Raw genomic sequence first — 325 nt, 5'->3', positions numbered from 1 at the left:
TCCCTTCCGCCATGACCGCCGTAACCCCATGAAACACACAACCACAGGCGAAAACCCCTGGTTGCTGTCTCTGAGTCACATAGTGGACGCGAGCAACACTCATCTCGTCTTGCGCAATCGAACCGGTGCATGTGGTCTGGTGGCGCTTGCTCCCGGGACCCGGCGAAGAGAACCAGGAACCGCAGCACACCACACCCACACACCAACACCGACCACCACAACACTCGATAAGAATGCTTTGTGGTCAAGTCCTCGGCCTATTAGTACCGGTCAGCTCCACACCTTACGATGCTTCCACCTCCGGCCTATCAACCCAGTGATCTAC

At 56.9% G+C, this 325-nt stretch carries 1 rRNA gene; it reads right to left on the bottom strand.

Annotated features, from left to right (window positions below):
- Window positions 1-240 precede the first annotated feature (240 nt).
- Window positions 241-325, bottom strand: a 23S ribosomal RNA gene (locus NYZ98_RS35780); the annotation flags it as partial.

This window comes from Sphaerisporangium corydalis, from assembly GCF_025506355.1.
Classification (GTDB): domain Bacteria; phylum Actinomycetota; class Actinomycetes; order Streptosporangiales; family Streptosporangiaceae; genus Sphaerisporangium; species Sphaerisporangium corydalis.
Note: the sequence above shows the minus strand (reverse complement) of the source record. Positions and strands in the feature narration are given on the sequence as shown.